Origin of the sequence: Streptomyces sp. 8N706 (genome assembly GCF_052245415.1) — a bacterium.
Taxonomy (GTDB): Bacteria; Actinomycetota; Actinomycetes; order Streptomycetales; family Streptomycetaceae; genus Streptomyces.
This window is the reverse complement of the sequence record NZ_JBQQBW010000097.1, coordinates 1-24,625: the sequence shown is the minus strand read 5'-3', so window position 1 is coordinate 24,625 and position 24,625 is coordinate 1. Positions and strand designations below refer to the sequence as shown.

The following is a 24,625-nucleotide window of genomic DNA, read 5'->3' as shown; positions in this document are numbered from 1 at the left end:
GGGACGTACGCGGGGCGGGAGACTGACGACGGGCCGGGGACGTACGACACACCGGAGGCCGACGACGCACCGGAGGCCGACGACGTACCCGAGGCGGACGACGTGCTGGGGACGTACGACGCACCCGAGGTGTCCGCCCCGCCGGAGACGCACGACGGACCGGCGCGGTACGACACGCCGACGGCGTCCCCGGCGTCCGAGCGGGACGACCGGCCGGAGGCATCCCCCGCATCCCCGGCCTCCGACCCGGACCACCGGCCGGAGGCATCCCCGGCGACGGAAGCCTCCGCCGCCCCGGAGGCGTACTCGGCCCCGGGGACACACTCGGCCCCGGACAGCCCCCCCGCCCCGGGGGCGCCCACGGCGCCGGGTACGTAGGAGGGCACCACCGCCAGCAGGACCCGCCCGGTGTGTGCGGCCAGCTGGGCCAACAGGCCGCCGGGGGCCAGGAGTCGGGGCGTGTCCGCCACGGAGTCGACGACGGCGACGACCGTGTCGAAACGGCGGTCGGCGTCCTTCCCGGGGGCCACGTTGTACGCGTACCGGGGGCCCGGGCCGTCCGCCGGCGTGTCGTGGTCACCGAAGACGAGCCGGGTGCGGATCGCGTATCCCGGGGCGTCCACGGCCAGCACGGGCGACCGTGTGGTGGTCGAGTAGCGCACCTCGGCGCCGTCCAGGACCCGGTCCAGTGCCCCGGCCAGCCTCAGCGGTGCGTACATCAGCTCCTCGGATCCGAGGACGAGGACCCGCCGCGCGCCGGGCCCGACGGCTTCGGCGACCCGGGCGGCCATGCCGGGCAGGGCCGCCTCCAGCGCGGCCCGGTGGCCGGGCGTGAAGCCGTGCCGCCCGCCGTCGGGCAGCCCCTCGGGCCAGCCGAGGTCCACGCGCAGCACCTCGTACGCCGCCGCGGGCTCGGGCGGCGCGGTCTCGTGGGCCTCGACGAGCGCCTGGCCGCGGGTCAGGACATCCTCCGGCAGCCGCACGGTGCCCGCCGCCAGGGCGACCAGGTCCACCCGGGCGCCGAGTTCGGCCGCGAACGCCTCCAGCCGCCCCTGGTCCGCGGGCGACCGCATATCGACGAGGGCGACGATGACGTAGCGGTCGCGCGGGAAGCGCGCGTGCAGGGCGCGGATGGTGTTCAGGACGGTGTTGCCGGTCGAGAACTCGTCGTCGACGAGCACCAGCGGCCCGTCACCCGCCAGCAGCGCCGGGTTCTCGGGCAGCAGCAGGTGGTCGGTCGCGTGGCTGTGGGACTCCTCGAAGCCCGCGGCGGGCTCGACGCCGGCCACCGGGCGCCGGGTGGAGTGCAGATAGGGCGCGACGCCGACTCCGTCGGCGACGGCGTGGCCCAGCCCGGTGGCGGTCTCGGCGTAGCCGACCACGACCGCCTTCGCGGCCGCGGTCTCACCCAGCAGGTCCCGCACCCGCCGGCCCAGCCCGAGCCCGGCCCCGTATACGGTCCCGGGCCGCTGCGGCACATGTTTGCCGAGCACATTCGAGACGAGCAGATGGGCACGCTTGGGGTTGCTCCGCAGCGCCAGGCCCAGCAGTTCGCTCAGCTCCTCGTCACCGGTGAGCCGGACGCCCAGCCGGTCCGCGACCCATTGCCCCGACCACACCATGCCGCGTTTCCCTCCGGTCTCGTTCACATCCATCATCCGCCGGATCCCTTCAGCCCGGCCGCGAGCAGTTCGACAAAGCCGACGTCTTCCCGGGCGACCCCGAAGACCTCGGCCCGCAGCAGCGTGCGCTCGGCCCACGCCCGGTGCGGCTTCACCTCGTTCATCTTGTTCGTGTACGCCGACCGCAGCACTCCGCCGCCGCAGCGCTCGGGGCTGAGTATGTCGGCCGCGTCCGTGAACTCCTCATGGCTGACCACGGACAACGCATGCACGGGCGTGACATGCGAGGGGTGGATACAGGTCTTGCCCTGCAGGCCGTTGACCCGGTCGAGTTCGATCTCGCGCAGCAGGCCGTCGAGGTCGTGCTCGATGAGCGCGGTGCGCAGCTCCTCGGCGCGCCCGGTGAACGGGCTGCGCCGCAGCTGGGGCTTGAACATCCGCTCCTGGAGACGGAAGTACTCCCACACCGGCCCGGTCACGGTGAAGCCGGTGCCGTCCGCCCGTCCCAGGGTGTTGACCACATCGCCGATCACCGAGGCCACGATCTGGACGTCGTAGGCCGTCATGTCGGGTGGCCGGCGCAGCCCGTACGCCGAACAGAAATCGGTCACTCCGAGCCGCAGGGCCAGAACGCGGTCGCGGTACTTGTCCACGGTCCGCCGGATGCCGTCGAGCGTCTCGGTGCGGCTCTCCAGGTGCAGCAGCTCCGGTGACTCGAGGACGGGCATGGCGAAGAGGCGGCGCCCGCAGGCCGCCTCCGCGGCAGTCAGCGCCTCCAGGAAGGGGACCCCGCGCTCTTCGGTGAACTTCGGCAGCACGAATCCGGACAGACGCCTCACGGCCGGTCCGAGCCGGCTGACGAGATCGGGGATCTGCTCCGGCTCCCGGACCCGTACGAACAGCAGGGGCAGGTCCCGGCCGCCGCGGTCGAGGTCGGTGAGGTGGCGGACCAGGTTCTCCTCGGCGCCCGCGACCTCGGCGTCGTCGATGGAGTCCTCCAGGCACAGCACCATGGACACCACGCCACGGGCCGACTGCTTGAGCACGTCGTCGCCGAGCCCGGGCCGGGTGGCGGGGCTGTAGAGCGTGGCGCCGAGAGCGACCGCGAGCGTACGAGCCGGGGAATCCGCGCTGAACTCGGCCGGTTCACGGTAGAACAGGCCCTCCCGGACTCCGGGCGGAAGATGCCCGAAATGTCGCATATCACTCCCCGTGGTGCCGACTGTGCGGTGACTCGATCTGGCCGGTAATCGTACGTGCGGCCAGAGGTCAAAAGTTCCCCAAGTGCATGAAAAACAAGTAACCCACTCGGGTCGCGGGCATTGCCTCTCGCCCGTCCGGCCCTATGCGCCGCGCCCTCCGGACGCCCGCTTCCGGCAAGCCGGGCCCCCGCGTTGTCGCCGCCACCCCCGGGAGGGCAGGATTGCCGCCATGACGCACGCGATGCTCAAGGGGTCGAACATCCCGCTGGAGGCCACCACCGTACGGGCGGTACTGCGCTGGACCCCCGGCCCCGAGGTGCCCGACATCGACGCGTCGGCCCTGCTGCTCGGACCCGACGGCCGGGTGCGCTCGGACGAGGACTTCATCTTCTACAACCAGCCGCGACACCCTTCGGGGCTGGTCCGCCATCTGGCCAAGAAGCGGCTGGCGGAAGGGCTGACGGACGCGGTCGAGGCCGAGCTGTCGGCGCTGGAGCCGTCGGTCGACCGGGTGGTGCTCGCCGCGTCGGCGGACGGGGGCGCCTTCGGTCTCGTACGGGACCTGTGCGTGCTGCTGTACGACGCGGCGCAGGACGGCCCGGCCGGCGGCGGCGAGCCGATCGCCACCTTCGACGTACGCCCGGAGACCGGTGACGAGTCGGCGCTGATCTGCGGGGAGTTGTACCGGCGCGGCGAGGGCTGGAAGTTCCGCGCCCTGGGCCAGGGGTACGACTCGGGGCTGCTCGGGCTGACCACGGAGTTCGGCATCTCCGTGGACGAGAGCGAGGCGGCGGCCGACGGCCCGGAGCCCGAGGACTGGCCCCTGCCCCAGCCGGAGCCCCAGCAGCCCCGGACCCAGGCCCAGCCGCTGCCGGACGAGCAGCCGCAGCCCGCGGTGACAGAACCGCTCCAGCCGGGATACGGCTACCCGCTGCCCCCTCCCAGTGCGCCGCCCCTCCCCCGGCAGCCCGCGTACGGCTATCCGCAGCAGCCCGCGTACGGCTACCCCCAGCCGCCGCAGCCCGCCGCCGCGGAGGTCACGCTGCCGCCGCAGGGGCCGCAGTTCCAGCGGAACCGATGAGCTGAGGGCCGCCGCGCCGACCGCCCTCCGGCTCCCCTACGCGCCGCTCCAGCGCTGCCGGTACGCGGCGGTCAGACCCCCGACTTCTTGAAGCCGCGGCCCCAGTGCAGCCCCCAGCCGTAGAGCCGGTCGAGCTCCGCCTGGAAGCCGTAGACGTACTTCACCTCGCGGCGGACGGTCAGCTCGCCCTTGTTGTTCTCGATCAGCACCACCGCGCAGGAGCGGGCCTGCGGGGCCCGCTCGTCCAGCCCGATCTCCACCCGGGGGCCGTTGCTCGGGTAGAGCGTGACGATGGCGTGCGTGCGGTCGAAGGCCGGTGTGCCGTCGTAGATGTAGACGAAGATCAGCAGTCGCTTGATCTCGTCCCGGTGGTCGAGATTGATGTAGATCGTCTCACCGGACCCGGAGCCGAACCGGTCGTCGCCGCTGAGCTTCACATAGGGCGGGGAGTTGATGTCGCCGAAGAAGTCACCGAGGGGCTGGACCACCCCCTTGGTGCCGTCCTTGAGCTCATAGAGGCAGGCCAGGTCCAGGTCGATCTGCACCACCGCGGGCCCCTGGGCCTGCACCACCTCGGGCTTGAACATCTTGGACGGATGGCGCAGCAGATCACGGGTCCGCCCGGTGCTGCCACCTATGTCGGACGTCCGCATCCGCCAGGACAGATTGACCCGGAGATTGCCGGTGGCCGCCCCCTGCTTGGTGAGCGACACCGTCCGGTGACGCTTCGTCAGCTCAATGGTGTTGGACGACGCGCTGCCGCTGTCGAACCCCGAATGCCCGCCTCGCAGCAGGTTGTTCCAGAAGGACATCTCCACCCCCACTCGTCGGCCCCGAATGCCGCGGGGCGGTCCCGAGACCGCGTCTCGTGACCGCCCCGCTCCGAAGCGTTCCTCAAACCCTCCGTGGTCACACTCCGGAGGTGACCTCGGACTTCTCCTCGGCGGAGCCTCCCTCGCCCTCAAGGGCGCGGTTGCGGCGCAGCGAGGACCAGAAGGACCAGGCGATCAGCACGACGCCGACGAGACCGGTGATGATCTCGCTGATCTGGTACTGGATGGTGACCAGCAGGATCACCGCCAGCGCACCGATCGCGTAGTGCGCGCCGTGCTCGAGGTAGACGTACTCGTCCAGGGTGCCCTGGCGGACCAGATAGACGGTGAGGGACCGGACGTACATCGCGCCGATGCCGAGGCCGAGCGCCATCCAGAAGATCTGGTTGGTGATGGCGAAGGCACCGATGACACCGTCGAAGGAGAAGGACGCGTCGAGGACCTCGAGGTAGAGGAACATGAAGAACGCGGCCTTGCCCGCGAGTCCGACCATGGAGGGCTCCTTGCCCGCCTTCTTGGCCTTCTCCTCGGCCTCCTGCTCGCGCTCCTCCTCTTCCTCGAGCTTGTTCTCGAAGTGGCCGGAGAGGCCTCCCACGATGAGATAAGTGATCAGGCCGGCGACGCCCGCGAGAAGGACCGTCGCCGACTTGTCGGCGTGGCCGGTGCTCTGGTGTGCGTGGGTGGCGACGGTCATGGCCGCCAGCAGCAGCGCGACCAGCGCGATGCAGACGGAGAGCATGTCGACCTTGCCCAGCTTGGCGAGCGGGCGCTCGAGCCAGGTGAGCCACTTGATGTCCCGGTCCTCGAAGATGAAGTCGAGGAAGATCATCAGCAGGAACATACCGCCGAACGCGGCGATCGCCGGATGGGCGTCGGTGACGAGGTCCTGATACTGGTCCGGCTCGTCGATGGCCAGTTGGACGGCCTCGATCGGGCCGACCTTGGCGCTGATCGCGACGATGACCACCGGGAAGACCAGCCGCATACCGAAGACGGCGATGAGAATGCCGATGGTGAGGAAGATCTTCTGCCAGAAGGCGTTCATCTTCTTCAGCACGCCTGCGTTCACGACCGCGTTGTCGAAAGACAGCGAGATCTCGAGGATGGAGAGGATCAGGACGACCCCGAACGCCTCCCAGCCCCAGCCCCACGCCGCCGCGGCGAGGCCGATCGCCGTGACGGCGAACGACCAGCCAAAGGTTTTCAGAAGCACTGGCTACCCAATCGTGTGTACGGGGTCCCCCGCGCTCAGTGCGCGGCTTTACGAAACGTTGACCCCGAAGTCTAGAGCGATGCCGCGCAGTCCTGACGCGTACCCCTGTCCGACTGCCCGGAACTTCCACTCCCCCCCGTATCGATAGACCTCGCCGAAGATCATCGCGGTTTCTCCCGAGGCGTCCTCACTCAGGTCGTAACGGGCCAGTTCCTGCTGGTCAGCCTGGTTCACCACCCGGATGAAGGCGTTGCTGACCTGCCCGAAGGTCTGGCCGCGGCTGTCGGCCTCATGGATCGAGACCGGAAAGATGATCTTGTCGACCTGGGCGGGCACCTTGGAGAGGTCCACCAGGATCGACTCGTCGTCGCCCTCGCCCTCACCGGTGAGATTGTCACCGGTGTGCTCCACGGAGCCATCGGGGCTCTTGAGGTTGTTGTAGAAGACGAAGTACTCGTCGCCGAGCACCCGGCCCGATTGGCACAGCAGCGCGCTGGCGTCGAGATCGAACGGTGCTCCGGTGGTGGAGCGCGCGTCCCAGCCCAGCCCGATCATCACCTGTGTGAGGTTCGGCGCGGCCTTGGAGAGGGAGACATTGCCTCCCTTGGCGAGCGTGACGCCCATGGTCCTTTTCCTCCCCTGAGTGACCTGAGTCAGTGAACCGAGCCGCGTCCGGCGCCGCACTCCGTGGGGGTGTGCGGCGCCGGACGCGTGCGGGCTCGAGGTCAGACGTTGACGCCGAAGTCCTGCGCGATACCGCGCAGCCCGGAGGCGTACCCCTGCCCGATCGCCCGGAACTTCCACTCCGCCCCGTTGCGGTACAGCTCGCCGAAGACCATCGCGGTCTCGGTCGAGGCGTCCTCGCTCAGGTCGTAGCGCGCCAGCTCGTTGTTGTCGGCCTGGTTCACCACGCGGATGTAGGCGTTGCGGACCTGGCCGAAGCTCTGCTGGCGGCTCTCCGCCTCGTAGATCGAGACCGGAAACACGATCTTGGCGACATCGGCCGGCACCCCGGCCAGGTTCACCTTGATCACCTCGTCGTCGCCCTCGCCCTCACCGGTGATGTTGTCACCGGTGTGCTCAACGGAGCCGTCAGGGCTCTTGAGGTTGTTGAAGAAGACGAAGTTCTGGTCGTTGCCGACCTTGCCCTCGTCGTTGGTCAACAGGGCGCTGGCATCGAGGTCGAAGTCGGTACCGGTGGTGGTACGGGCGTCCCAGCCCAGACCGACGATGACGGCGGTCAGGTTGGGGGCTGCCTTGGACAGCGAGACATTGCCGCCCTTGCTGAGGCTGACTCCCACGAGTCCTCCCATAGTTTTGAGGGGAACGTAGACACCCTGCGCCCCCGTCGTGCGTGCCATCGGATCAACGAATCGATCCTAGTGAGCGGTTCCCCCCGACTACAGGGGGTTTGCATCAGAGGATGCCGGTCAGAGGGAGTCGAGCGCCTTGACGTACTCGTTCAGGTCACGGGAGTCGGGCAGGCCGTTGACGACCGTCCAGCGCACCACGCCCTCCTTGTCGATGACGAAGGTGCCGCGCACGGCGCAGCCCTTCTCCTCGTCGAAGACGCCGTACTCGCGCGAGGCGTTGCCGTGCGGCCAGAAGTCCGACAGCAGGGGGTACTCCAGGCCCTCCTGCTCGGCGAACACCCGCAGGGTGAACGGGGAGTCGTTGGAGACGGCGAGCAGCTGCACCTCGTCGTTGACGAACTTCGGCAGCTCGTCCCGCAGGGCGCACAGCTCGCCGGTGCATACACCGGTGAAGGCGAACGGGTAGAAGAGCAGGACGACGTTCTTCTCCCCGCGGAAGTCGGAGAGACGCACGGTCTCGCCGTGCTGGTTCTTCAGCTCAAAGTCCGGAGCCTTCGTACCGGCCTCGATAGCCATCGCACGTATCCCTCTCTCGAGACGGGCCGGCCCCGGGACGGTGGTGTGCCACCCGGCCGCCGGCGGGTTCGCGGGCCAGTCTGTCACTGTGCGCCGGGCGTGACGCACCGTGCCCCCGGCGGTGGACCGCCGGGGGCACTGACGATGGTCCGCGGCTCCGTCCGCCGAGAGGCGGGGACGCGGGGAACGCGGGGGCCGGACGCGCGTGACGCGTGGGTGCTCGGGCAGAGTCCGGCCCCTCCGCACCCCGGACTGCGGCACCTCCGGTACCGGGGCGCCCAGTGCTGTGGCCGGGGCGAGGGCCGAGGGGCCGGTGTGCGGCCGCCGTCGGTCAGCGTTTGCCGGAGCGTGCGGCCTTGGGGGTCACCAGACGGCTGCCGGTCCAGTCCTTGCCCGCGTTGACGCTGCTGGTCTGCGCCAGGCCGGCGGTCTGCGCAGCCTCGCCGATGTCGCTCGGCTCGACGTATCCCTCGCGGCCGGTCTTCGGCGTCATCAGCCAGACCGGGGACCCGGCGTCGATCATCGTGGTGGCGTCCACCAGCGCGTCCGTCAGGTCGCCGTCGTCCTCGCGGAACCACAGCACGACAGCGTCGGCCACGTCGTCGTAATCCTCGTCGACGAGCTCCGTGCCGGTGAGTTCCTCGATCGCCTCACGCAGCTCCTGCTCGGTGTCCTCGTCGTAACCGAGCTCCTGGACCACCTGTCCGGGCTGGAAACCCAGCCTGGCGGCAGGGTTGGTCCGCTCCTCCGCGTGGTCCGCGGTCGCGCTCACGGATTGCCTCCTGTCGTCTTTCGAGAAGTTGTCTGTCACCCCGCGCGTACGCGAGGTATTGGCCGTAGTCCACACGGGCGGGGCGGTTCGCGCAAGTACCCAGCCACCGATCCCGCCCAAACGTATGGGGCCGCCCCCATACGGAGTTATGTGGAGCATACGGAGTTAGGGGGAGTGTCGGCGCAACTCCCATCATGCGGGAACGGTCGCCAGTGACGCACGTCACAGCCTTCCCGCCGGGTTCACGGAGCGCCGGGGCGGCGCCGTGCAGGTCCGGGGGCCGGAGGGGCGGCGGCGGGGGAGGCGAACGCCTGTACGCCCACCACGGCCCACGTGGGCGTAGGGTTGCGATCCGGCCGCAGACACCGCCGGCCTTTTGGCATGGAATCTCACAGAGTGGCGTTACCGCCCAGTAGAGATGACGTTACCGCCCTCCGAGGTACACGATGGGAGGCGGTGCGACACCAGTCGAGACTGAACCTCACCCGTGTACAGACACGAACCGAACAGCGAAGGAACAGCGTGGCTTCCGGATCCGATCGCAACCCGATCATCATTGGCGGCCTTCCCAGCCAGGTCCCGGACTTTGATCCCGAAGAGACCCGGGAATGGCTCGACTCGCTCGACGCAGCGGTCGACGAGCGGGGCCGCGAGCGTGCCCGCTACCTGATGCTCCGCCTGATCGAGCGTGCCCGCGAGAAGCGCGTGGCCGTGCCCGAGATGCGCAGCACGGACTACGTGAACACCATCGCGACCAAGGACGAGCCGTTCTTCCCGGGCAACGAGGAGATCGAGCGCAAGGTCCTGAACGCGACCCGGTGGAACGCGGCCGTCATGGTCTCCCGCGCGCAGCGCCCGGGTATCGGCGTGGGCGGCCACATCGCCACCTTCGCCTCCTCGGCGTCGCTCTACGACGTGGGCTTCAACCACTTCTTCCGCGGCAAGGACGAGGGGGACGGCGGCGACCAGATCTTCTTCCAGGGCCACGCCTCCCCGGGCATCTACGCCCGTGCGTACCTCCTGGACCGGCTGAACGAGCAGCAGCTCGATGCGTTCCGCCAGGAGAAGTCGAAGGCCCCCTACGGTCTGTCCAGCTACCCGCACCCGCGGCTGATGCCGGACTTCTGGGAGTTCCCGACCGTCTCCATGGGCCTCGGTCCGATGGGCGCGATCTACCAGGCGCGGATGAACCGCTATCTGGAGGCGCGCGGAATCGCCGACACCTCCAAGTCGCACGTGTGGGCCTACCTCGGCGACGGCGAGATGGACGAGCCGGAGTCGCTCGGCCAGCTGTCCATCGCCGCCCGTGAGGGCCTGGACAACCTCACCTTCGTGGTGAACTGCAACCTCCAGCGCCTCGACGGCCCGGTGCGCGGCAACGGCAAGATCATGCAGGAGCTGGAGTCGTACTTCCGCGGCGCCGGCTGGAATGTGATCAAGCTGGTCTGGGACCGCAGCTGGGACCCGCTGCTGGCGCAGGACCGCGACGGTGTGCTGGTCAACAAGCTCAACACCACCCCCGACGGCCAGTTCCAGACGTACGCCACCGAGACCGGCGCGTACATCCGCGAGCACTTCTTCGGTGACGACCTGCGGCTGCGCAAGATGGTCGACGGCATGACCGACGACCAGATCCTGTACCTGGGCCGCGGCGGCCACGACCACAAGAAGATCTACGCGGCGTACGCGGCGGCCAAGGCCCACAAGGGCCAGCCGACCGTGATCCTCGCGCAGACCGTCAAGGGCTGGACGCTCGGCCCGAACTTCGAGGGCCGCAACGCGACCCACCAGATGAAGAAGCTGACGGTCGACGACCTCAAGCGCTTCCGCGACCGGCTGCACATCCCGATCGCGGACAAGGAGCTGGAGTCCGGCCTGCCGCCGTACTACCACCCGGGGCGCGACTCCGAGGAGATCCAGTACATGCACGACCGCCGTAAGGGGCTGGGCGGCTACGTGCCGACCCGCGTCGTGCGGTCCAAGCCGCTGAACCTCCCGGACGACAAGACCTACGCGGCCGTGAAGAAGGGCTCCGGCCAGCAGTCGATCGCCACCACGATGGCGTTCGTCCGGCTGCTGAAGGACCTCATGCGGGACAAGGAGATCGGCAAGCGCTTCGTGCTGATCGCCCCCGATGAGTACCGCACCTTCGGAATGGACTCCTTCTTCCCGTCGGCGAAGATCTACAACCCGCTGGGCCAGCAGTACGAGGCGGTGGACCGGGAGCTGCTCCTGGCCTACAAGGAGTCCCCGACCGGCCAGATGCTGCACGACGGCATCTCCGAGGCGGGCTGCACGGCCTCGCTGATCGCGGCGGGCTCCTCGTACGCCACGCACGGCGAGCCGCTGATCCCGGTCTACGTCTTCTACTCGATGTTCGGGTTCCAGCGGACCGGTGACCAGTTCTGGCAGATGGCCGACCAGCTCGCGCGCGGTTTCGTACTGGGCGCGACCGCGGGCCGTACGACCCTGACCGGTGAGGGGCTGCAGCACGCGGACGGCCACTCGCAGCTGCTCGCCTCGACCAACCCGGCGGTCGTCGCGTACGACCCGGCGTTCGGCTACGAGATCGCGCACATCGTCCAGGACGGTCTGCGCCGGATGTACGGCTCGTCCGACGAGCACCCGCACGGCGAGGACATCTTCTACTACCTCACCGTGTACAACGAGCCGATCCAGCATCCGGCCGAGCCGGCCGATGTGGACGTCGAGGGCATCCTCAAGGGCATCCACCGCTACAAGGCGGGCGAGAAGGGCGACATCCCGGCCCAGATCCTCGCCTCCGGTGTCGCGGTCCCGTGGGCGGCCGAGGCCCAGCGGATCCTGGCCGACGAGTGGAACGTCAAGGCGGACGTCTGGTCGGCGACCTCCTGGAACGAGCTGCGGCGCGAGGCCGTCGAGGTGGAGGAGCACAACCTGCTGCACCCGGAGGAGGAGCAGCGCGTCCCGTACATCACACGCAAGCTGCAGCACGCCGAGGGCCCGAAGGTGGCCGTGTCCGACTGGATGCGGGCCGTCCCGGACCAGATCGCGCGCTGGGTGCCGGGGACGTACCAGTCGCTGGGCGCCGACGGCTTCGGCTTCGCCGACACCCGCGGTGCGGCGCGGCGCTTCTTCCACATCGACGCCCAGTCGATCGTCCTCGGTGTGCTCACCGAGCTCGCCAAGGAGGGCCGGATCGACCGCTCGGTGCTGAAGCAGGCGATCGACCGCTACCAGCTGCTGGACGCCGCGGCGGCCGACCCGGGCCCCGCGGGCGGTGACGCGTAGCCGGCGTCCGCGTCGTACACGGCTGGCATACGGCGCGCCCCGACCGGGAGGGATCCGGTCGGGGCGCGCCGTCTGTCCTCAGTTCAGAGGAGACCGCCCGTCGGCGGGCTGCCCGTCGACCAGATGAGTGCCAGGAGAGTGTCGATCGCACCCAGCACCACGGCGACGAGCGCCGGGCCGGGTGCTCCGCTCCAGCGGCGCCCCATGGCGAGCCGGCCGGAGACGACCGCGGCCGGGCCGAGGACGATCCCCAGCACGAAGAATCCCGCAATCGCACAGATCAGACCGGCCATGCCCAGCGTCGCGCGATCCGGCCCGCCCCGCGACCACATCCGGCTGCGTGAGCGGGGGTACCTGCGCGTACGGGCGGTGTGTCCGAAGCCAGCCATCATCCCTCCTCGGGGTTGGCCGAAACCGGCTCTTCTCGCGGGTACCCGCGTTCAGCGCTCCCAGACCTTGAAGGCCCGCACCTGGTACGGCGATTGGGGCACCCAGCTGCCTCCGCCCGGGTACGTATCGAATTCTCCCGTTTCGCCGCATTCACTGCTCTGGTAGGTGGTGACGGGGCGCCCGGTGCGATTCGCCAGCGAGGCGGCGCGGGCACCGCGCGGCAGGGGGACACAGCTCTCGATGTCGACGCCGGAGAGCTCATAAACCTGTCGCGTGCCGCGGAAATCGTTCTTCTCCCAGAGGCACAGCTGCCCGGCCGAACAGTCGCCGAGCGGGGGCTGTGCGGCAGTGCCCCGTACGGGTGTCGCCCGTACGGCTCCGGCCGCTGACGGGCCGGGCGCTGACGGGCCGGGCGCAGCCGTTGCCGTGACCGTGGCCGGGATCAGCATGCCCGCGGCCACGGCGATGGCCGTCGCGGTCACGACCGGGTTGAGGCGCGGCCTGATGGCACGCGGCGTCCTGCTCATATGGATCACACTCCCCGTGGTTGTCGAACAGCGGGCCTGACGCCGGGCAGTTGCCCCATGCAGGCCCGGGGAGAGCCTCGCGCAGGGCTGCCGACGCTCCAAGCCCCGGCGGCGGATGCCACCCGGATAGGCGACAGCCCTGCCGGGTTCCTCCGGCAGACCTTGTTGACGTGCGATGTTGACGGCGGGCCACGTCGTCGGGCGGGGCCGGCCACACCCCGGACGTGACGGCCGGCGCTGCTCGGCCAGAGGGCGGACAGCCCGTCGCTCACGGCGGCTGCCCTGCCCCTCACAGGTATCGTGAACGGCGGTGACGCGGCGGAAGAGGGCCGGTACGTGACGATGGATCAGGCAACGGGATCAGCCGTGAGCCCGGCGGTGCCGGGCGGGCTCCGGGAGCGCAGGAAACAGCGCACGCGGAACGCCCTGGTGCGCTCCGCCTTCGAACTGTTCACCAGTCAGGGGTACGAGGAGACGACGGTCGACGAGATCGCCGGTGCCGCGGACGTCTCCCAGCGCACCTTCTTCCGCTACTTCGCCGGCAAGGAGGAGGCGGCCTTCGCCGTCCAGGAGGTGGCGGAGGCCCACTTCTTCGCCGCTCTGTGCGGGCGGCCGGCCGACGAGGCACCGACGACCGCCCTGCGCCACGCCGTCATCCACGGCTGGGACACCCTGGGAGAGGCCGTCGAGGAGACCGTGCCCCCCGAGCTTCATCTGCGGATGTACCGGGTGATCGAGTCGACCCCCGCGCTGCTCGCCGTCCATCTGCGCCGCTCGACCGAGCTGGAGGAGCGGATGGCGCGGGAGATCGCCCGCCGGGCGGGGCTCGATGTGGGGACCGACCCGCGGCCGCGGGTGCTCGTGGCGGTGTTCACCGGGGTGATGCGGGTGGCGGGCCGGGTCTGGGGAGCGGGCCATGACGTCGGTGTGGAAGAGATCCGCGCGATCACCCAGAGCCATCTGGACCAGATCGGACCGGCTCTCACCGAGGACTGGCGGACTCACGGACCGTAACGGCGTCCGTACGCCACGCCGAGGACAGTGCCCGATGTGACGCTAATTGCACCCGCTTGAAACGTGATCTCGGTCACGCCCCCCACGGGTCGCCCGTCGCTTCTCCTAGGGTGTCCCGCAGTGTCTTCTTTCCCTGAGCTCGGCTCCTCCACCCCATCATGGCTCGGCGACTCCCCTGCGTGGCGCACGGTGCTCGCCCTGGCCGTGGTCTTCGTCCTGCTGGCGACCACGGGCTGGACCGCCATCCGGAACCATCAGCCCGACCCCGGCCCGCGTCAGGCGGCGCTCACGGCCTGGCTGCACGGCTCCGTCGACGGCCGTGAGCTGCCCGATCCGGAGTCGGGCTCCGCGAAGCTGGCCCGCTTCTTCCACTCGCTCGCCCCGGCCGATCAGGACCGTCTTGCCCAGCGCTACCCGCTGGTCGTCGGCAATCTGGGCGGAGCGCCGGTGGAGCTGCGCTACCGCGCGAACCGGATCGCCATCGGCGAGGCCCGCAGGACGGCGGAGGAACGTATGAACGACCACCGGCTCACCCCGGAGGGTCGTCAGCAGGCCGGGCGCCTGATGCACCGCTTCGCGTCGATGCAGGCCAAGGGGCGGCAGATCCTCGCCTTCGATCCGACCGGGGCGGGCCGGGCCGCCGAGGTCTTCGGCGACCTCGCGCGCGCCCGTCAGGTGTCGGTCGTGGTGCCCGGGGTGGACACCAATCTGGCGAACTTCGAGCGCACCGACCGCAAGAACAGCGCGCCCGTCGGCATGGCCCGCTCGCTGTACAACGCCGAGCGCGCCGAGCAACCCATGGCCCGTACCGCCGTCATCGCCTGGGCCGACTACACCGCTCCCGCGGGGCTGGGCGTGGACGCCGCCATCGGGCGACTCGCCGAGGACGGGGCCGTACGGCTCCAGCGCCTTGTCGGCTCGCTGCCTGCCGCCTCGCGCGTCTCGCTGTTCTGCCACAGCTACGGCTCGGTGGTCTGCGGCGTCGCCGCACGCACCCTGCCCGCGAAGGTCACCGACATCGCGGTGTCGGGCAGCCCCGGCATGCGCGCGGAGAACGCCGCCGGGCTCGGCACCAAGGCCCGTGTCTGGGCGACGCGGGACGCCGACGACTGGATCCAGGACGTGCCGAACCTGGAGTTCGGCGAGCTGGGGCACGGCGCGGACCCGGTCTCGCGTGGCTTCGGCGCCCGGGTGCTCTCCGCGGACCGCGCCATCGGACACACCGGCTACTACGAGCCCGGCACCGACAGCCTGGAGAACTTCGCCGAGATCGGGGTCGGGGCGCTGCACTCGGTCACCTGTGCGCCGGGCCTGGCCACGGACTGCAAAGCCGACATTCGCGGGCCCGAAGCGGTTTGACGCGCGTAGCGCACCGAAGGGGGACGGGCGGGCGACCGCCGCATACGATGAGCCGCATGGGTGATGTGCTGGCCGGTTTTCACACCGTCTGGGAGTTCGACTCGGACTCCGTGCTCATCCGCTTCGAACGGGGCATCCGTACGCCGAAGCTGTTCCAGGTGCTCGGTGAGCGACGGATTCCCTACGAGGCGCTGGCAGCGGTGGAGCTCACTCCCGGCAAACGGGGAACGATGGCGCTGCGCGCCGTGCCCCGGCGCGGCGCCGACCCCCTGATGGACGCGGCGGACGGACAACTCAAGGCGGGCTCCGACCCGTACCGGCTGGTGCTCCCCGCCGAACGCGAGATGCTCGCCGAGTACTACGCCGACGAGATGCGCGCGGCGCTCGGTAAGGCGGCCGACGAGCCCGCCGATCGGTATCTGGTCCCGGCACCGCCACCGCCACTGAACTTCAAGGCCTACGACGGCAAGGCGTCCTTCGACGGCACGGCCGTCGCCTTCCGCTGGTTCTGGACGGGCGCGTCCTCCGCGAAGTGGAAGGCCGGCGACCAGAGCTTCGCGGTCACCGAGCTGGCGGATGTGGACTGGCGCTCGCCGGAGGTCCTCAACGGGCATCTGCGGCTGGTCCGCCGGGGCGCGGCGAGGGGGACCGCCGACGCGGGGCGAACGCCGCAGCCCGGTGAGGCCGACCAGGATCCGGCGGCGGTCGTCTTCGGACTCGGCTACGGGCTGGTGCACGAGTCACTGCCGTTCGCCGCGGCCGTACTGGAGGCCATCCGGGCCGCGGAGCCGGAGCACGGCACGGTACCCGCGCCCCGTACCCCGTCGGCCCTGACCGACAAGGCACGCCCCGACCCCGCGGACATCGCGGACCGCATCCGGCACCTGGGGGCGCTGCACGAGGCGGGGCTGCTGACGGACGAGGAGTTCAGCTCCAAGAAGGCCGAACTCCTCGCCGAGCTCTGAGGCCACAGCCCGGCGCCGCCGCACCGCGGGCCCCGCACCGCGGCCCCCGGCCGACGCTGCCGCCACCCTCCGAGCTCCGGGGCTGCCGCCGCACCCCCCGCGCCCCGGGCTCCGAGGCCGCGCCCCGAGCTCTGCGTCTCCCGCGCTTCACCCCGCGCCGCCGCCCCCGGCTCCGAGGTGCGCGCCTCGCCCCCCGCGCCCCACTGCTCCCCTACTCACGCCCCGCCGACGTGAACGCCATATCGGGAGAGCGCCCACCTGCGACCTTGTCCGCGATCGGCTCGAGCAGCGCGAGTTCCTCGGCGCTCAGCACGATCCGCGTCGCGGCCGTGTTCTCCTCCACCCGGCTGCGCTTGCGCGTGCCCGGGATCGGCACGACCGGCAGCCCGTGCACCCTGGCCTGCTGCTGCACCCAGGCGAGAGCGATCTGCCCGAGCGTCACTCCGCGGTTCTCGGCGATGGTGCGTACGGGCTCCAGGAGGGCGGCGTTCGCCGCCGCGTTGTCCCCGGTGAACCGCGGAACGGTCTTCCGGAAGTCATCCGCCGTCAGCTCGCTGTCCGCGTCCACGAACGACCCCGTCAGGAAGCCTCGGCCCAGCGGTGAGTACGGCACGAAGGCCACACCGAGCTCGGCCGCCGTCGGCACGACCGCACGCTCCACGTCGCGGCTGAAGAGCGACCACTCCGACTGGACGGCCGCGATCGGGTGCACGGCGTGGGCGGCCCGTAGTTCCGGCCCCGTGACCTCGCTCAGGCCCAGGTGCTTGACCTTGCCCTCCTGCACCAGCTCCGCCATCGCGCCGACCGTCTCCTCGATCGGCACGTCCGGATTGCGGCGGTGCATGTAGTAGAGGTCGATCGCGTCGACATCCAGGCGCCGCAGGCTGCCCTCGATGCACGCGCGGAGGTACGGGCGGTCGTTGCGGATGCCCCGGTGCGAGGGGTTGTCCGGGTCCAGGATGACGGCGAACTTCGTGGCCAGCACGATCTGTTCGCGGTGGGCCCGCACGAAGGGGGAGATGAACTTCTCGTTCTCTCCAAAGCCGTATATATCGGCGGTGTCGTACAGCGTGACGCCCAGTTCGAGAGCCCGCTCCAGCGTGGCCCGCGCCTCGGCCCCGTCCGTCGGTCCGTAGGCGTGGCTCATGCCCATGCAGCCGAGTCCCTGTACACCGGTCCGCGGACCGCCCATGCCCAGTTCGACCCCGGCGATCTTCTGATCCTTCTCGTCACTCACTTCAGGCCCTCTCCGACGCCCTCCGGGCGTCCGCATAACGATCGATCTTGAAATCGAGGACCGTGAGGGTGTCCCCCAGCTCGTCGATCCTCCGGCGTACGTCCTCGCGGTGCGCCTCCAGCAGCTCGAGGCGCTCGGCGACGGTGTGCTCACCGGCCCGTACCAGCTCGGCGTAGCGGACCATGTCCGCGACCGGCATCCCGGTCAGCCGCAGCTTGCCGACGAAGTCGAGCCAGCCGAGGTCCCGGTCGCTGTAGCGGCGCTGGCCGGTGTGCGACCGGTCGACGTGCGGCATCAGGCCGATCCGCTCGTACCAGCGCAGCGTGTGCGCGGTGAGCCCGGTGACGTCCGCCACCTCGCTGATCGTGTACCGGTCCTGCCCGGCCGGGCGGGGGCGCGGAGCGGCGGCATTCACACACACGCGCGGCTGTACCGGCTCGCTCTCCGTCACGGTCATGCCGTCACCATCCTTCGCATAGCGGAACACCCTCACGCGATCTCAACGCTAAAGAGTTGGAGTGCACTCCAAGCAAGGGCGATCATCCATCGGTTTCCGGCCATCCGTCCGGGGCGCGGCCAGGCGTTCGGTGCCCGCGGGCCCCACGTTAGGCTCGGGCCCATGCAGAGCCTGCGCATGATCGAGAACTGGCCGGTCCCCACCGCGGCCGCCGCCGTCGTACGGAGCAACGGCACGCTCGCCGGGTCCCACGGGCCGACCGGCCACCGCTTCCCGCTCGCCTCGGTCACCAAGCCGCTCACCGCGTACGCCGTGCTCGTCGCCTACGAGGAGGGGGCCGTCGAGCTGGACGAGCCCGCCGGGCCGGAGGGGTCGACCGTGCGGCATCTGCTCGCGCACACCTCCGGTCTCGCCTTCGACGAGCACAGCACGACGGCCGAGCCCGGGACGCGCCGGCTCTACTCCAACGCCGGGTTCGAGACGCTGGGCGACCACATCGCCAAGGCCACGGACATCCCCTTCGCCGAGTATCTGCGCCAGGCCGTGCTCGACCCGCTGGGGATGACCTCCACCGAGCTGCCCGGCTCCCCCGCCAAGGACGCCGTGTCGACCGTCGACGATCTGGTCCGCTTCGCCGCCGAGCTCCAGGCCCCGCAGCTGCTGCACCCGCTGACCGTCGCCGAGGCCACCTCGGTGGTCCACCCCGGCCTGTCCGGGGTCCTCCCCGGCTACGGCCACCAGAAGCCCAACGACTGGGGCCTCGGCTTCGAGATCCGCGACGCCAAGTCCCCGCACTGGACGGGCTCTTCGTCCTCGCCCCGCACCTTCGGCCACTTCGGCCAGTCCGGGACCTTCCTGTGGGTCGACCCGGAGGCGGGAGCCGCCTGCGTCGCGCTCACGGACCGCGCCTTCGGCCAGTGGGCCATCGACGCATGGCCGCCCTTCACGGAGGCGGTCCTCTCCGAGCTCGGACGCTGAGCTGCCTCTCGGTGCGTCACACGCCTCACCCTCGGCGCGTCACATCTCCCACACCAGCACCTCGGCCGGGGCGGCGGCGGCCATCTCCAGCTCCCGCGCACCGCTGATCCGCGCCTCGTCCCCCGGGCCCAGCAGTTCGCCCGGCAGCCGCACCTGACCGCGCACCACCTGGACGTACACCCGCTCCGCCCCGGGCAGCGCCCCGCGTTCGTCCTCGGCCAGGCGCCGGATGTGCAGCACCGCCCCGGCCCGCTCCAGCGCGTACGGCGTGCTGTCGGCGATGCCCCGGACGATCTCGTAGGACGGCTCGCCGGCCTGCACCGAGGGCTCCAGCCACATCTGGACGAAACGGAGCGGCTCCTCCCCGTCGTTCCGCTCCGTGTGCCGGACCCCGCCGCCCGCGCTGAGCCGCTGCACATCGCCGGGGCGTACGAGCGAGACGTTCCCCGCCGAGTCACGGTGGGTGAGCTCCCCCTCGACGACCCAGGTGACGATCTCCACATCGCGGTGCGGATGCTCGTCGAAGCCCGCCCCCGGCGCCAGGCGCTCCTCGTTGCAGGCGACGAGCGCCCCGAAGCGCAGATTGTCCGGGTCGTAGTGGGGTCCGAAGGAGAACGCGTGCCGGGTCTCGATCCCCGCCTCCGGCTCCCCGCCCCGATAGCGCTCCCGCGCCCGCCTCACCTGAATCATCCGTCCACGGTACCGAGGCACGGGGAGGGGGCGGGACGGAGAGCGCGCTGCATAAGGCAGTCTTGTCACGTGCCTGAATCCGGATCCGCTGACGCTCACCCGCACGCCGCGACTCTGCGGCGGCTGGAGAAATCCTCCGGCCGCCTCGCCGCGAACGCCATCGCCCGTATGGACGAGACGCTTCCGTGGTACCGCGCCATGCCTCCGGAGAACCGTTCCTGGATCGGTCTGGTCGCCCAGGCCGGTATCGCCGCCTTCACCGAGTGGTTCCGGCACCCGGAGACCCCCCAGGCCATCAGCACCGACGTCTTCGGCACCGCGCCTCGCGAGCTGACCCGCGCGATCACCCTGCGCCAGACCGTGGAGATGGTCCGTACGACCATCGAGGTCATGGAGGCGGCCATCGACGAGGTCGCCGCGCCGGGCGACGAGTCGGTGCTCCGCGAGGCCCTGCTCGTCTACGCCCGCGAGATCGCCTTCGCCACCGCCCAGGTGTACGCGCAGGCCGCGGAGGCGCGCGGCGCCTGGGACGCCCGGCTCGAATCGCTCGTCGTCAACGCCGTGCTCTCCGGCGAGGCGGACGAGGGCGCGCTGTCCCGCGCCGCCGCCCTGGGCTGGAACTCCCCCGAGCACGTCATCGTCGTTCTCGGCACCGCCCCGAACGGTGACAGCGAGCTGACCGTGGAGGCGATCCGACGTGCCGCCCGGCACGCCAAGCTCCAGGTGCTGACCGGGGTGCTGGGCGACCGGCTCATCGTGGTCGCCGGGGGCAGCAACGATCCGCTCCGTACGGCGAAGGCGCTGATCGGCCCGTTCGCCGCGGGCCCGGTGGTCGCCGGGCCCGTCGTCGGGGATCTGGTGTCGGCCTCCCGTTCGGCACAGGCCGCCAACGCGGGCCTGCGGGCGTGCACGGCCTGGCCGGACGCCCCGCGCCCCGTACTGGCGGACGATCTGCTGCCCGAGCGCGCGATGGCGGGTGATGTCTCCGCCCGTGAGCAGCTGGTGGAGGAGATCTACAGACCGCTGGAGGAGGCGGGCTCGGCGCTGCTGGAGACCCTCAGCGTCTATCTGGAACAGGCGAGCAGCCTGGAAGGCGCGGCGCGGATGTTGTTCGTCCATCCGAACACCGTGCGCTACCGGCTCCGACGTGTGACCGACGTCACCGGATGGTCGCCTTCCGATGTACGGTCGGCGTTCACCCTCCGTATCGCCCTGATTCTGGGCCGTCTGGCCCAAGGCGATCCTCAACTTTAGACTTTTGTCGGACACCCACAATTCCCCCGACGGTTCTTGGTCCCTGTCCCCACCGGTCTTCCCGACCGGCCGCAAGAGAGAGTGTGAGAGTGCTCGTACTCGTCGCTCCCGGCCAAGGCGCTCAGTCGCCCGGCTTCCTGGCTCCCTGGCTCGAACTGCCCGGCGTCACCGAACGCCTTCAGTGGTGGTCGGCCGTCTCCGGTCTGGACTTGATCCATTACGGCACCAAGGCCGACGCGGACGAGATCCGCGACACCGCCGTGGCCCAGCCGCTCCTCGTGGCCGCCGGCCTGGTCTCGGCGCTCTCGGTGTTCCCCGATGCCGCCGAGAGCCGGTCCGTGGTGGGTGCCACCGCCGGTCACAGCGTCGGTGAGCTCACCGCCGCCGCGACCGCCGGTGTGATCACGGCCGAGTCCGCGATGGTGCTCGTACGGCAGCGCGGCCTGGCGATGGCCCAGGCGGCGACCGTCACCGAGACCGGTATGTCCGCTGTGCTCGGCGGCGACCCCGACGCGGTCGTGGCCCACCTCGAGGGGCTCGGCCTGACTCCGGCGAACATGAACGGCGCGGGCCAGATCGTCGCAGCGGGCACTTCCGAGCAGCTGGCGGCCCTCGCCGCGGACAAGCCCGAGCGCGCGCGGGTCATCCCGCTGAAGGTCGCGGGCGCGTTCCACACCGACCACATGGCTCCCGCCGTCGCAACGCTCGAGACCCTGGTCCCGGGCGTCACGGTGCGGGACCCCGAGATCCCCTATGTCTCCAACACCGACGGACAGGTCGTGGAGTCCGGCGAGGAGATCATTCAGCGGCTGGTCACCCAGGTGTCCAACCCGGTCCGCTGGGATCTGTGCATGGAGACCTTCCAGGAGCTCGGTGTCACCGGGATGATCGAGATGTGCCCGGGCGGCACCCTCACCGGGCTGGCCAAGCGCGCCCTGTCCGGGGTGAGGACCGTCGCCCTGAAGACGCCGGACGACATCGAGGCGGCCCGCGAGCTGATCGCCGAGCACGCCGCCTCCGTGGGCACCCCCGCCGAACAGGAGCCGCAAGAAGCATGACCGCGAAGATCAAGGCCAGTAAGGGGTCGCCGTACGCGCGTCTCCTCGGCGTCGGTGGCTACCGCCCGACCCGTGTGGTGCCCAACGAGGAGATCCTGAAGCACATCGACTCCTCCGACGAGTGGATCCGCTCGCGCTCCGGTATCGCGACCCGGCACTGGGCAAGCCCGGACGAGACCGTGGCCGAGATGTCCGTGGAGGCGGCGGGCAAGGCCATCGCGGACGCCGGGATCACCGCCGAGCAGATCGGCACCGTCATCATCTCGACGGTCTCGCACTTCAAGCAGACCCCGTCCATCGCCACGGAGATCGCCCACCGCCTGGGCGCGGGCAAGGCCGCCGCCTTCGACATCTCCGCGGCCTGTGCGGGCTTCGTCTACGGCCTGACGATCGCCAAGGGCCTCATCCTGGAGGGCAGCGCCGAGTACGTGCTCGTCGTGGGCGTCGAGCGGCTCTCCGACCTCACCGACGTGACCGACCGCTCCACGGCCTTCCTCTTCGGCGACGGCGCCGGCGCGGTCGTCGTCGGCCCGTCCGAGGACCCCGGCATGGGCCCCACCGTCTGGGGTTCCGAGGGCGACAAGGCGGACGTCATCACACAGACGGTCGCCTGGGACGAGTTCCGCGTCGGCGACGTCGCGCAGCTTCCGGTCGGTGAGGACGGCGAACTGAAGTTCCCCGCCATCCGCCAGGAAGGACAGACCGTCTTCCGCTGGGCCGTGTTCGAGATGGCGAAGGTCGCCCAGCAGGCGCTGGACGCGGCCGGAATCACCGCGGACGACCTGGACGTCTTCATTCCGCACCAGGCCAATTTGCGGATCATCGATTCGATGGTGAAGACCCTCAAACTGCCGGAGCACGTCACGGTCGCCCGTGATGTGGAGACCACCGGCAACACCTCGGCCGCCTCGATTCCGCTCGCCATGGAGCGGCTCCTGGCGGCCGGGAAGGCGAAGAGCGGCGACACCGCGCTCGTCCTCGGGTTCGGGGCGGGTCTCGTCTACGCCGCGACGGTCGTTACCCTCCCTTAAGCAAGATCTACGCAGTCCGGGCCTTCCGGGCAGCATCGTTTCACCACACAGAGCACCGAAAACACCGAAGGAGCGCCGCAAATGGCCGACCAGAAGGAGATCCTCGAGGGTCTCGCGGAGATCGTCAACGAGATCGCCGGTATCCCCACCGAGGACGTCGAGCTCGACAAGTCCTTCACCGACGACCTGGACGTCGACTCGCTGTCCATGGTCGAGGTCGTCGTCGCCGCCGAGGAGCGCTTCGACGTGAAGATTCCGGACGACGACGTCAAGAACCTCAAGACCGTGGGCGACGCCGTCGACTACATCCTCAAGCACCAGGCCTGATCCAGCCGAGCGTTAGTCGCCACCCCGCGGTGGCGCCGTCGATTCGGACCCCTCGACACGTGGAGAAAGAATTCCTGTGAATGCGACCAATCGCACCGTGGTCGTCACCGGTATCGGCGCAACCACACCGCTGGGTGGCGACACCGCATCGACCTGGGAAGGTCTGATCGCGGGACGTTCCGGCGTCGGCCCTCTCGAGCAGGAGTGGGCCGAGCAGCTTCCGGTACGGATCGCCGCGCAGATCGCGGTCGAACCGGGCGAGATCATCCCCCGCCCGCAGGCCCGCAAGCTGGACCGTTCGGCCCAGTTCGCGCTGATCGCGGCGCGTGAGGCGTGGGCCGACGCGGGCTTCACCGCCAAGGCAGGCGAGGACGCGTCGATCAACCCGGACCGGCTGGGCGCGGTCATCGCCTCCGGTATCGGCGGCGTGACCACCCTGCTCGACCAGTACGACGTCCTCAAGGAGCGTGGCGTCCGCCGTGTCTCCCCGCACACCGTGCCGATGCTGATGCCGAACAGCCCGTCGGCCAACGTCGGGCTGGAGGTGGGCGCCCGGGCCGGTGTGCACACCCCCGTCAGCGCCTGTGCGTCGGGGGCCGAGGCCATCGGCTACGCCATCGAGATGATCCGTTCCGGACGTGCCGATGTCGTCGTCGCGGGCGGCACCGAGGCGGCCATCCACCCGCTGCCCATCGCCGCGTTCGGCAACATGATGGCGATGTCCAAGAACAACGACGACCCGCAGGGTGCGTCCCGGCCGTTCGACACGGCCCGTGACGGCTTCGTCCTCGGGGAGGGCGCCGGGGTGGTCATCCTGGAGTCGGCGGAACACGCCGCCCAGCGCGGCGCGAAGATCTACGCCGAGGCCCTCGGCCAGGGCATCTCCGCGGACGCCCACCACATCACCCAGCCCGAGCCCTCCGGCAATGGCATCGCGCACGCGCTGGAGAACCTGATGGGGGCCACCGACCTCAAGCCCGCCGAGATCGTGCACATCAACGCGCACGCCACCTCCACCCCGCAGGGCGATGTGGCCGAGATCAAGGCGCTCCGCAAGGTCTTCGGCGACGATGTGGACCACATGGCCCTGTCCGCCACGAAGTCCATGACGGGACATCTCCTGGGTGGCGCCGGCGGCGTGGAGACCGTCGCCAGCGTCCTGGCGCTGCACCACCGGCTGGCTCCGCCGACGACCAACATCGACACCCTCGACCCCGAGGCCGACGCTGATGTCGTACGCGGCGAGGCCCGGCCCCTGCCCGAAGGGACCATCGCGGCCCTCAACGACTCCTTCGGGTTCGGCGGCCACAACGTCGTCCTGGCCTTCAGGTCGGTCTGACCCGGGGGAAGGGGGCACACCGCCTCGCCTCGTGCCACGGCCTCGCGGGTCCGCGAGGCCCGGGCGTTGAAACACCGTCATGACGCCGATGACCGGGCAGCCACCGAGCTGCCCGGT

Annotated in this window: 24 protein-coding genes; 11 read left to right on the top strand and 13 right to left on the bottom strand. The window is 70.4% G+C overall.

Annotated elements, in window-relative coordinates; all coding sequences use genetic code 11:
• Together ACTWQE_RS27030 and ACTWQE_RS27025 are read right to left on the bottom strand one after the other, a co-directional pair.
• On the bottom strand, positions 1 to 1,658 hold a 1,658-nt coding region (locus ACTWQE_RS27030), incomplete at its 3' end, for a phosphoribosyltransferase family protein (RefSeq protein WP_443331668.1).
• Entirely contained in the window at positions 1,655 to 2,824 is a 1,170-nt protein-coding gene (locus ACTWQE_RS27025) for an HpcH/HpaI aldolase/citrate lyase family protein (protein ID WP_443331667.1), read from the bottom strand. The genes ACTWQE_RS27030 and ACTWQE_RS27025, both read right to left, overlap by 4 nt.
• A 229-nt stretch (positions 2,825 to 3,053) precedes the next feature.
• Between ACTWQE_RS27025 and ACTWQE_RS27020 the strand changes: the two genes are divergently transcribed.
• Positions 3,054 to 3,905 carry a TerD family protein gene (locus tag ACTWQE_RS27020; RefSeq protein ID WP_443331666.1) on the top strand — a complete coding sequence of 284 codons (852 nt, stop codon included), beginning with the start codon at positions 3,054 to 3,056 and terminating at the stop codon, positions 3,903 to 3,905.
• 71 nt (positions 3,906 to 3,976) lie between these two features.
• On the opposite strand, the gene ACTWQE_RS27015 is transcribed toward ACTWQE_RS27020, so the two are convergent.
• The 6 genes from ACTWQE_RS27015 to ACTWQE_RS26990 all read right to left on the bottom strand — a co-directional run bounded on the left by ACTWQE_RS27015 (position 3,977) and on the right by ACTWQE_RS26990 (position 8,612).
• On the bottom strand, positions 3,977 to 4,717 hold the full coding sequence (locus tag ACTWQE_RS27015; protein ID WP_443331665.1) for a TerD family protein: 741 nt from the start codon (positions 4,715 to 4,717) through the stop codon (positions 3,977 to 3,979).
• A 97-nt stretch (positions 4,718 to 4,814) separates the two neighbouring features.
• Positions 4,815 to 5,951 carry a DUF475 domain-containing protein gene (locus ACTWQE_RS27010; RefSeq protein ID WP_443331664.1) on the bottom strand — a complete coding sequence of 379 codons (1,137 nt, stop codon included), beginning with the start codon at positions 5,949 to 5,951 and terminating at the stop codon, positions 4,815 to 4,817.
• Positions 5,952 to 5,999: 48 nt separating this feature from the next.
• Positions 6,000 to 6,575 carry a TerD family protein gene (locus ACTWQE_RS27005; protein WP_443331663.1) on the bottom strand — a complete coding sequence of 192 codons (576 nt, stop codon included), beginning with the start codon at positions 6,573 to 6,575 and terminating at the stop codon, positions 6,000 to 6,002.
• A gap of 101 nt (positions 6,576 to 6,676) precedes the next feature.
• On the bottom strand, positions 6,677 to 7,252 hold the full coding sequence (locus ACTWQE_RS27000) for a TerD family protein (protein ID WP_443331673.1): 576 nt from the start codon (positions 7,250 to 7,252) through the stop codon (positions 6,677 to 6,679).
• 129 nt (positions 7,253 to 7,381) lie between these two features.
• A complete protein-coding gene (locus ACTWQE_RS26995) occupies positions 7,382 to 7,840 on the bottom strand; it encodes a peroxiredoxin (protein ID WP_443331662.1) in 459 nt (152 codons plus the stop codon).
• 331 nt (positions 7,841 to 8,171) lie between these two features.
• Positions 8,172 to 8,612, bottom strand: a complete 441-nt coding sequence (locus ACTWQE_RS26990) for a DUF3052 domain-containing protein (RefSeq protein WP_443331661.1) — start codon at positions 8,610 to 8,612, stop codon at positions 8,172 to 8,174.
• Positions 8,613 to 9,134: 522 nt separating this feature from the next.
• On the opposite strand from ACTWQE_RS26990, the gene aceE reads away from it, so the two are divergent.
• Complete coding sequence (gene aceE, locus ACTWQE_RS26985) at positions 9,135 to 11,882, top strand: pyruvate dehydrogenase (acetyl-transferring), homodimeric type (protein WP_443331660.1); 2,748 nt, start codon at positions 9,135 to 9,137, stop codon at positions 11,880 to 11,882.
• 83 nt (positions 11,883 to 11,965) lie between these two features.
• Here aceE and ACTWQE_RS26980 read toward each other — a convergent pair whose 3' ends face one another.
• Positions 11,966 to 12,274: a small hydrophobic protein gene (locus ACTWQE_RS26980; protein WP_443331659.1), complete on the bottom strand. Its 309-nt coding sequence runs from the start codon at positions 12,272 to 12,274 to the stop codon at positions 11,966 to 11,968.
• A 48-nt stretch (positions 12,275 to 12,322) separates the two neighbouring features.
• Positions 12,323 to 12,721 (bottom strand): peptidase inhibitor family I36 protein, encoded by a 399-nt coding sequence (locus ACTWQE_RS26975; protein WP_443331672.1) that lies wholly within the window; start codon positions 12,719 to 12,721, stop codon positions 12,323 to 12,325.
• Positions 12,722 to 13,141: 420 nt separating this feature from the next.
• On the opposite strand from ACTWQE_RS26975, the gene ACTWQE_RS26970 reads away from it, so the two are divergent.
• The 3 genes from ACTWQE_RS26970 to ACTWQE_RS26960 all read left to right on the top strand — a co-directional run bounded on the left by ACTWQE_RS26970 (position 13,142) and on the right by ACTWQE_RS26960 (position 16,137).
• Positions 13,142 to 13,813 carry a TetR family transcriptional regulator gene (locus tag ACTWQE_RS26970; RefSeq protein WP_443331671.1) on the top strand — a complete coding sequence of 224 codons (672 nt, stop codon included), beginning with the start codon at positions 13,142 to 13,144 and terminating at the stop codon, positions 13,811 to 13,813.
• A 120-nt stretch (positions 13,814 to 13,933) separates the two neighbouring features.
• Complete coding sequence (locus ACTWQE_RS26965; RefSeq protein ID WP_443331658.1) at positions 13,934 to 15,172, top strand: alpha/beta hydrolase; 1,239 nt, start codon at positions 13,934 to 13,936, stop codon at positions 15,170 to 15,172.
• A gap of 56 nt (positions 15,173 to 15,228) precedes the next feature.
• Entirely contained in the window at positions 15,229 to 16,137 is a 909-nt protein-coding gene (locus ACTWQE_RS26960) for a DUF4429 domain-containing protein (protein WP_443331657.1), read from the top strand.
• Between the two features lie 211 nt (positions 16,138 to 16,348).
• Here ACTWQE_RS26960 and ACTWQE_RS26955 read toward each other — a convergent pair whose 3' ends face one another.
• Together ACTWQE_RS26955 and ACTWQE_RS26950 are read right to left on the bottom strand one after the other, a co-directional pair.
• Positions 16,349 to 17,329, bottom strand: coding sequence for an aldo/keto reductase (locus ACTWQE_RS26955; protein WP_443331670.1), 981 nt, complete (start codon positions 17,327 to 17,329; stop codon positions 16,349 to 16,351).
• A gap of 46 nt (positions 17,330 to 17,375) precedes the next feature.
• A complete protein-coding gene (locus tag ACTWQE_RS26950) occupies positions 17,376 to 17,831 on the bottom strand; it encodes a MerR family transcriptional regulator (RefSeq protein ID WP_443331656.1) in 456 nt (151 codons plus the stop codon).
• Positions 17,832 to 17,993: 162 nt separating this feature from the next.
• Between ACTWQE_RS26950 and ACTWQE_RS26945 the strand changes: the two genes are divergently transcribed.
• Positions 17,994 to 18,809, top strand: a complete 816-nt coding sequence (locus ACTWQE_RS26945) for a serine hydrolase domain-containing protein (protein ID WP_443331655.1) — start codon at positions 17,994 to 17,996, stop codon at positions 18,807 to 18,809.
• Between the two features lie 39 nt (positions 18,810 to 18,848).
• Here ACTWQE_RS26945 and ACTWQE_RS26940 read toward each other — a convergent pair whose 3' ends face one another.
• A complete protein-coding gene (locus ACTWQE_RS26940; RefSeq protein WP_443331654.1) occupies positions 18,849 to 19,499 on the bottom strand; it encodes a pirin family protein in 651 nt (216 codons plus the stop codon).
• A 69-nt stretch (positions 19,500 to 19,568) separates the two neighbouring features.
• Here ACTWQE_RS26940 and ACTWQE_RS26935 point away from each other — a divergent pair, with 69 nt between their 5' ends.
• The 5 genes from ACTWQE_RS26935 to fabF all read left to right on the top strand — a co-directional run bounded on the left by ACTWQE_RS26935 (position 19,569) and on the right by fabF (position 24,508).
• Complete coding sequence (locus tag ACTWQE_RS26935; protein WP_443331653.1) at positions 19,569 to 20,753, top strand: PucR family transcriptional regulator; 1,185 nt, start codon at positions 19,569 to 19,571, stop codon at positions 20,751 to 20,753.
• Between the two features lie 89 nt (positions 20,754 to 20,842).
• Positions 20,843 to 21,811 (top strand): ACP S-malonyltransferase, encoded by a 969-nt coding sequence (locus tag ACTWQE_RS26930; protein WP_443331669.1) that lies wholly within the window; start codon positions 20,843 to 20,845, stop codon positions 21,809 to 21,811.
• The gene (locus tag ACTWQE_RS26925) at positions 21,808 to 22,842 is read left to right on the top strand and encodes a ketoacyl-ACP synthase III (protein ID WP_443331652.1); all 1,035 of its coding nucleotides are present in this window, start codon (positions 21,808 to 21,810) and stop codon (positions 22,840 to 22,842) included. The genes ACTWQE_RS26930 and ACTWQE_RS26925 overlap by 4 nt, the downstream gene beginning before the upstream one ends.
• Positions 22,843 to 22,923: 81 nt before the next feature.
• On the top strand, positions 22,924 to 23,169 hold the full coding sequence (locus tag ACTWQE_RS26920; protein WP_388845544.1) for an acyl carrier protein: 246 nt from the start codon (positions 22,924 to 22,926) through the stop codon (positions 23,167 to 23,169).
• A gap of 76 nt (positions 23,170 to 23,245) precedes the next feature.
• Positions 23,246 to 24,508 (top strand): beta-ketoacyl-ACP synthase II, encoded by a 1,263-nt coding sequence (gene fabF / locus ACTWQE_RS26915; RefSeq protein WP_443331651.1) that lies wholly within the window; start codon positions 23,246 to 23,248, stop codon positions 24,506 to 24,508.
• Positions 24,509 to 24,625 lie beyond the last annotated feature (117 nt).

Bases quoted from the DNA above. Each gene is read 5' to 3' on its own strand.
- ACTWQE_RS27005 (WP_443331663.1), bottom strand. From the start codon at position 6,575: ATGGGCGTCACGCTCGCCAAGGGAGGCAATGTCTCCCTCTCCAAGGCC.
- ACTWQE_RS26955 (WP_443331670.1), bottom strand. From the start codon at position 17,329: ATGGGCGGTCCGCGGACCGGTGTACAGGGACTCGGCTGCATGGGCATG.
- ACTWQE_RS27025 (WP_443331667.1), bottom strand. From the start codon at position 2,824: ATGCGACATTTCGGGCATCTTCCGCCCGGAGTCCGGGAGGGCCTGTTC.
- ACTWQE_RS26960 (WP_443331657.1), top strand. From the start codon at position 15,229: ATGGGTGATGTGCTGGCCGGTTTTCACACCGTCTGGGAGTTCGACTCG.
- ACTWQE_RS26940 (WP_443331654.1), bottom strand. From the start codon at position 19,499: ATGATTCAGGTGAGGCGGGCGCGGGAGCGCTATCGGGGCGGGGAGCCG.
- ACTWQE_RS26925 (WP_443331652.1), top strand. From the start codon at position 21,808: ATGACCGCGAAGATCAAGGCCAGTAAGGGGTCGCCGTACGCGCGTCTC.
- ACTWQE_RS26920 (WP_388845544.1), top strand. From the start codon at position 22,924: ATGGCCGACCAGAAGGAGATCCTCGAGGGTCTCGCGGAGATCGTCAAC.
- ACTWQE_RS26995 (WP_443331662.1), bottom strand. From the start codon at position 7,840: ATGGCTATCGAGGCCGGTACGAAGGCTCCGGACTTTGAGCTGAAGAAC.
- ACTWQE_RS26980 (WP_443331659.1), bottom strand. From the start codon at position 12,274: ATGATGGCTGGCTTCGGACACACCGCCCGTACGCGCAGGTACCCCCGC.
- ACTWQE_RS26970 (WP_443331671.1), top strand. From the start codon at position 13,142: ATGGATCAGGCAACGGGATCAGCCGTGAGCCCGGCGGTGCCGGGCGGG.
- ACTWQE_RS27015 (WP_443331665.1), bottom strand. From the start codon at position 4,717: ATGTCCTTCTGGAACAACCTGCTGCGAGGCGGGCATTCGGGGTTCGAC.
- ACTWQE_RS26945 (WP_443331655.1), top strand. From the start codon at position 17,994: ATGCAGAGCCTGCGCATGATCGAGAACTGGCCGGTCCCCACCGCGGCC.
- ACTWQE_RS26975 (WP_443331672.1), bottom strand. From the start codon at position 12,721: ATGCTGATCCCGGCCACGGTCACGGCAACGGCTGCGCCCGGCCCGTCA.
- ACTWQE_RS26950 (WP_443331656.1), bottom strand. From the start codon at position 17,831: ATGACCGTGACGGAGAGCGAGCCGGTACAGCCGCGCGTGTGTGTGAAT.
- ACTWQE_RS27020 (WP_443331666.1), top strand. From the start codon at position 3,054: ATGACGCACGCGATGCTCAAGGGGTCGAACATCCCGCTGGAGGCCACC.